The 3,644-nt window shown below is 66.3% G+C and carries 7 protein-coding genes; 5 read left to right on the top strand and 2 right to left on the bottom strand.

Annotated features, from left to right (window positions below):
* The first annotated feature begins 145 nt into the window (after positions 1-145).
* Positions 146-436 carry a nucleotidyltransferase family protein gene (locus MJ783_RS22740; protein WP_239313828.1) on the top strand — a complete coding sequence of 97 codons (291 nt, stop codon included), beginning with the start codon at positions 146-148 and terminating at the stop codon, positions 434-436.
* Complete coding sequence (locus tag MJ783_RS22735; RefSeq protein WP_239313825.1) at positions 426-581, top strand: hypothetical protein; 156 nt, start codon at positions 426-428, stop codon at positions 579-581. The genes MJ783_RS22740 and MJ783_RS22735 overlap by 11 nt, the downstream gene beginning before the upstream one ends.
* On the opposite strand, the gene MJ783_RS22730 is transcribed toward MJ783_RS22735, so the two are convergent.
* Positions 576-980: a type II toxin-antitoxin system VapC family toxin gene (locus MJ783_RS22730; protein ID WP_239313821.1), complete on the bottom strand. Its 405-nt coding sequence runs from the start codon at positions 978-980 to the stop codon at positions 576-578. The genes MJ783_RS22735 and MJ783_RS22730 overlap by 6 nt on opposite strands.
* Positions 977-1,258 carry a type II toxin-antitoxin system Phd/YefM family antitoxin gene (locus tag MJ783_RS22725; protein ID WP_239313819.1) on the bottom strand — a complete coding sequence of 94 codons (282 nt, stop codon included), beginning with the start codon at positions 1,256-1,258 and terminating at the stop codon, positions 977-979. The genes MJ783_RS22730 and MJ783_RS22725 overlap by 4 nt, the downstream gene beginning before the upstream one ends.
* 363 nt (positions 1,259-1,621) lie before the next feature.
* On the opposite strand from MJ783_RS22725, the gene MJ783_RS22720 reads away from it, so the two are divergent.
* The 3 genes from MJ783_RS22720 to MJ783_RS22710 all read left to right on the top strand — a co-directional run bounded on the left by MJ783_RS22720 (position 1,622) and on the right by MJ783_RS22710 (position 3,475).
* Positions 1,622-1,993 (top strand): helix-turn-helix transcriptional regulator, encoded by a 372-nt coding sequence (locus tag MJ783_RS22720; RefSeq protein ID WP_239313816.1) that lies wholly within the window; start codon positions 1,622-1,624, stop codon positions 1,991-1,993.
* Positions 1,994-2,053: 60 nt separating this feature from the next.
* On the top strand, positions 2,054-2,515 hold the full coding sequence (locus tag MJ783_RS22715; RefSeq protein WP_239313813.1) for an SRPBCC domain-containing protein: 462 nt from the start codon (positions 2,054-2,056) through the stop codon (positions 2,513-2,515).
* 204 nt (positions 2,516-2,719) lie between these two features.
* Positions 2,720-3,475, top strand: coding sequence for an ArsR/SmtB family transcription factor (locus tag MJ783_RS22710; RefSeq protein WP_370651785.1), 756 nt, complete (start codon positions 2,720-2,722; stop codon positions 3,473-3,475).
* Positions 3,476-3,644: the final 169 nt, after the last annotated feature.

Genomic DNA, 3,644 nt, shown 5'->3' with positions numbered 1-3,644 from the left:
GGACCAGGCCGCTCCGCTCCGGGTTCTCCACTCGGCCGGTAGGGAATATGGTGCGGGTCCGGCGGCTTGGAGGGTTCTGCCTATGCCGGGCGAAGGCAGGACCTGAGCCGTGCCGTTGTGGCTGTCCGACGGGGATAATGGCTACGTGCCTGTCGATCTTCGTGACAGCCAGATCGCTGAGGTGTGCCGGCGCTACGGTGTCGCCGAGCTGTCCGTCTTCGGTTCGGTGGCCCGCGGTGAGGACACCGATGGATCGGACGTCGACCTGCTGTATGTGCTGGCGCCCGACTCGACTCTTGGCTTCGAGATCGTCGACCTTCGAGATGATCTGGAGAAGATCGTCGGCCGTCATGTCGACCTGGTGTCCAAGTCCCGGCTGAAGTGGGTCATCCGCGACCGAGTGCTCGCGGAGGCCCGGCTCCTCTATGCGTCGTGATGAGCTCTGCCTCGTCGACATGATCGAAGCCGCGGTCGCCGCGAGGGCGTTCGTCCAGGATGTCGACGAGGCGTCATTCCTCGAGAGCGATCTGATCCAGGGTGCTGTCCTCCAGAAGGATCAGGGTGCGGAGCCGGCCTTATGATGGTGCGCTCACCGGAAGGCCGAGGTCGGTGGCAGCCGCCGCCAATTCCTGGTCGTAGGTGACGAAATCCGTCAGTTCGGTGCGAAACGGGTCAGCGGTGGCCAGGTGGATCGCGTCGAGTGATCCCAGCTGCCGGAGCCGGTAGGCCACGGCGCGGGCGAGCACGGCACTGGAGAGATCCACGACATACACACCGCGCAGGGCCAGCCCAGCGAGGTAGGGGACGCGTTGGACGTCCGCACACGCGCGCACCAGAGTACGGGTGATCTCGAGCGTGGCCAGCTCGCTGGTGACCAACTCGGCTCCATCCGGGAGCGCTCGGCGCCAAGCCCGCAGGGCTTCGGTCTCCTTCTCCTGCCTGATGAACTTCAACAGGGCGCAGGCGTCCAGGTAGATCAACGGTGTCGTTCCCTGTCGCGGTCGGCGACGAGAAGGTCGGCCAGGCTCTCGACGCCGGGTGCCAGATCGGGGACCACGTCCGGCATGCCTCGCTCGGCAGGTGCCCTGGCTTCGCCGACGGCGACCATCTGCGCCAGGGTGCCCGGGTTTTCGACTTCGGGCACCATGCGCAGAATCGGCTTACCGCGGTCTGTGACGAGGATCGAAACACCGGCACGCACCCGTGCCACCGCCTTCGATGGGTTCTGGTTCAGTTCCCGCAGCCCGATGGTCTCCACTCCCCGAATGTACCTACATTATGTAGGTATGCCAACCGGGTGGGAGGACGCGACGACGAGCAAGCGACCGTGTGTGGTCCTGGTGGCAGCGGATCTGGACGTAGAGCGGCGGCCTGTTTCCAGGGCGCGTCCGAGCACCGCCTTGGGCATGCGGGCCAGCAGCTGGCAGGGTGGCTCACCGGTGGTGGACGTCGCGGCGGTGGTCTCTGTCGACGACGGTCACGGTTTGCGCATGTCGGCGAACTCGTCACGGATCGTCCACGCCGATCAGCGCGTGTGGCTGCGGGCAGCCGGCGCTTGACTGCGCGGCGGCCCCAGTTCTACGTTTAACGCATCGATTAATTAACGTCAGGGTGAAATACGATGGCAGCTGATCGACTCAGTACGATCTTCGCGGCGCTGGCGGACCCGACCCGGCGGGCGATCCTGGCCCGGTTGGCGGAGGGGGACGCGACCGTCACGGAGCTGGCTGAGCCCTTCTCGATCAGCCTGCCGGCGATCTCCCGACACCTCAAGGTGCTCGAGCGGGCTGGGCTGATCTCTCGAAGTCGGACGGCCCAGTGGCGCTCGAGCGCTCTCACCGCCGGGCCGTTGCAGGAGGCCGCAACGTGGATGGAGCGCTATCGCCAGTTCTGGGATGCAAATTTCGAGCGGCTCGACGCGCACCTTCGACACATCCAGCAAGCGCAGGCGCCATCCGCGGAGGAACAGCAACAGGACCAGCAACAGCAGTGACATGACATCACCCAGGCATCAGCCATCCGTAAGTCACGTAAGCGAGAGAGGAACAGCGCCATGGCAGATTCCCCGGCAACCAACGAACTGGTCATCACCCGGATCTTCAACGCGCCCCGGGAGCTCGTCTACCGGGCGTTCGTCGACCCCGATCAGATCGCGCAGTGGTTCGGCCCGGTGGGGTTTTCTGTGCCCCGCGACACCGTCGAGGTCGACGCCCGGGTAGGCGGCTATCAGCGGTTGGTAATGGTCAGCGACGATGACCCGACCATGCGCTCGCCGGTCAACGCGACGTTCACCGAGGTCGTCGAGAACGAACTCCTCGTGGGTACCGAGGAGGTGGAGGGTATTCCTGGTTTCGAGGGGATCGCCCAGATGTACATGCGCCTGGAGTTCCACGACGAGGGCGGCAAGACCCGCGTGGTGCTGCGTCAGGGCCCTTTCACCGAGAAGATGGAAAACATGACACGCGAGGGCTGGAGCAGCTCGTTCACCAAGCTCGACGCACTGCTCGCACGCTGATGCCCGCTCGCCCACTGGCACGCCCGCTCGCCCACTGACGATCAACGCCAGCCTGCCCCGCCCGCCGAAGCCGGCGCGGGGCAGGCCCGCGTGAACGCCTGCGTTTGCAGGGACGGGAGTCAGCCGGGTCAGGCCAGTACGGCTCCACCGCGCGGCGCGATCATCTGTTGACAGGTGACTAAATGGTCACCTATGTTCGAGGGCGTGGACGCGGTGTTCAGAGCGCTGGCTGATCCGACGCGGCGGGCGCTGCTCGACGAGCTCTTCCGCGAGGACGGGCAGACGTTGAGCGCGCTCGAGGCGCGGTTCGACATCACCCGTTTCGGCGTGATGAAGCACCTCAAGCAGCTTGAGGAGGCGGGCCTGGTGGTCACCAGGCGGCGCGGACGAGAGAAGCTCCATTTCCTGAACCCGGTCCCGATCCGGCTCGTCCACGACCGGTGGGTGAGCAAGTACGCCGAGCCCTGGGCCGCCGCACTCAGTGGCATCAAGCAGCGACTGGAGAATTCCATGGAGAAGGTTTTCGAAATCTACATCCGCACCACCCCGGAGCGGCTGTGGGAGGCGATCACCGATCCCGAGATCAGGAGCAAGTACAACTTCGGCGCGAGGGTCATCTCGGACTGGACACCGGGCTCGCGCTACGAGATGGGTGCTCCGGGCGCTCCCGGTCCGCTCGGCGAGGGGGAGAACCTCGAGATCGACCCGCCGCGCCGGCTCGTCCAGAGCGCAACCATGCTCTGGAGCGACGAGGTGAAACGTGAGGGCACTTCCAGAATCACCTGGGAGATCGAACCGATCGGCGGCGACTCGTGCCGCCTGACCGTCACCCACGACCAGTTGCGCGAGGGCGCGAACGAGGAGCTCTATGGCGGCTGGCCGATGATCCTGTCGGGTCTGAAGACGTGGCTGGAGACCGGCGAGCTGCTCACCACCCCGGGGTCCCTGATGTACAGCTGAGCCGGCTCCTACCGTGGGGCTCGGACGTCGGCGGTCAGCGCGGGCGGAAGATACCGCCCCAGCGGGAGGGCCGTGGACCGGGCGAGGCCGCTGGGGACGGCCGTGGGCCGGGCCGGGCTACCCGGGGCGTGACGGGGTGCTAACCGGCGGGTAGGGGCAGCGGCGCGTC

Origin of the sequence: Protofrankia sp. Cj3 (genome assembly GCF_917627355.1) — a bacterium.
Taxonomy (GTDB): Bacteria; Actinomycetota; Actinomycetes; order Frankiales; family Frankiaceae; genus Protofrankia.
This window is presented reverse-complemented; position numbering and strand designations above follow the sequence as displayed.

What these genes read in the sequence shown, in the direction of transcription:
- MJ783_RS22735 (WP_239313825.1), top strand. Translation starts at nt 426, where the DNA reads ATGCGTCGTGATGAGCTCTGCCTCGTCGACATGATCGAAGCCGCGGTC.
- MJ783_RS22720 (WP_239313816.1), top strand. Translation starts at nt 1,622, where the DNA reads ATGGCAGCTGATCGACTCAGTACGATCTTCGCGGCGCTGGCGGACCCG.
- MJ783_RS22715 (WP_239313813.1), top strand. Translation starts at nt 2,054, where the DNA reads ATGGCAGATTCCCCGGCAACCAACGAACTGGTCATCACCCGGATCTTC.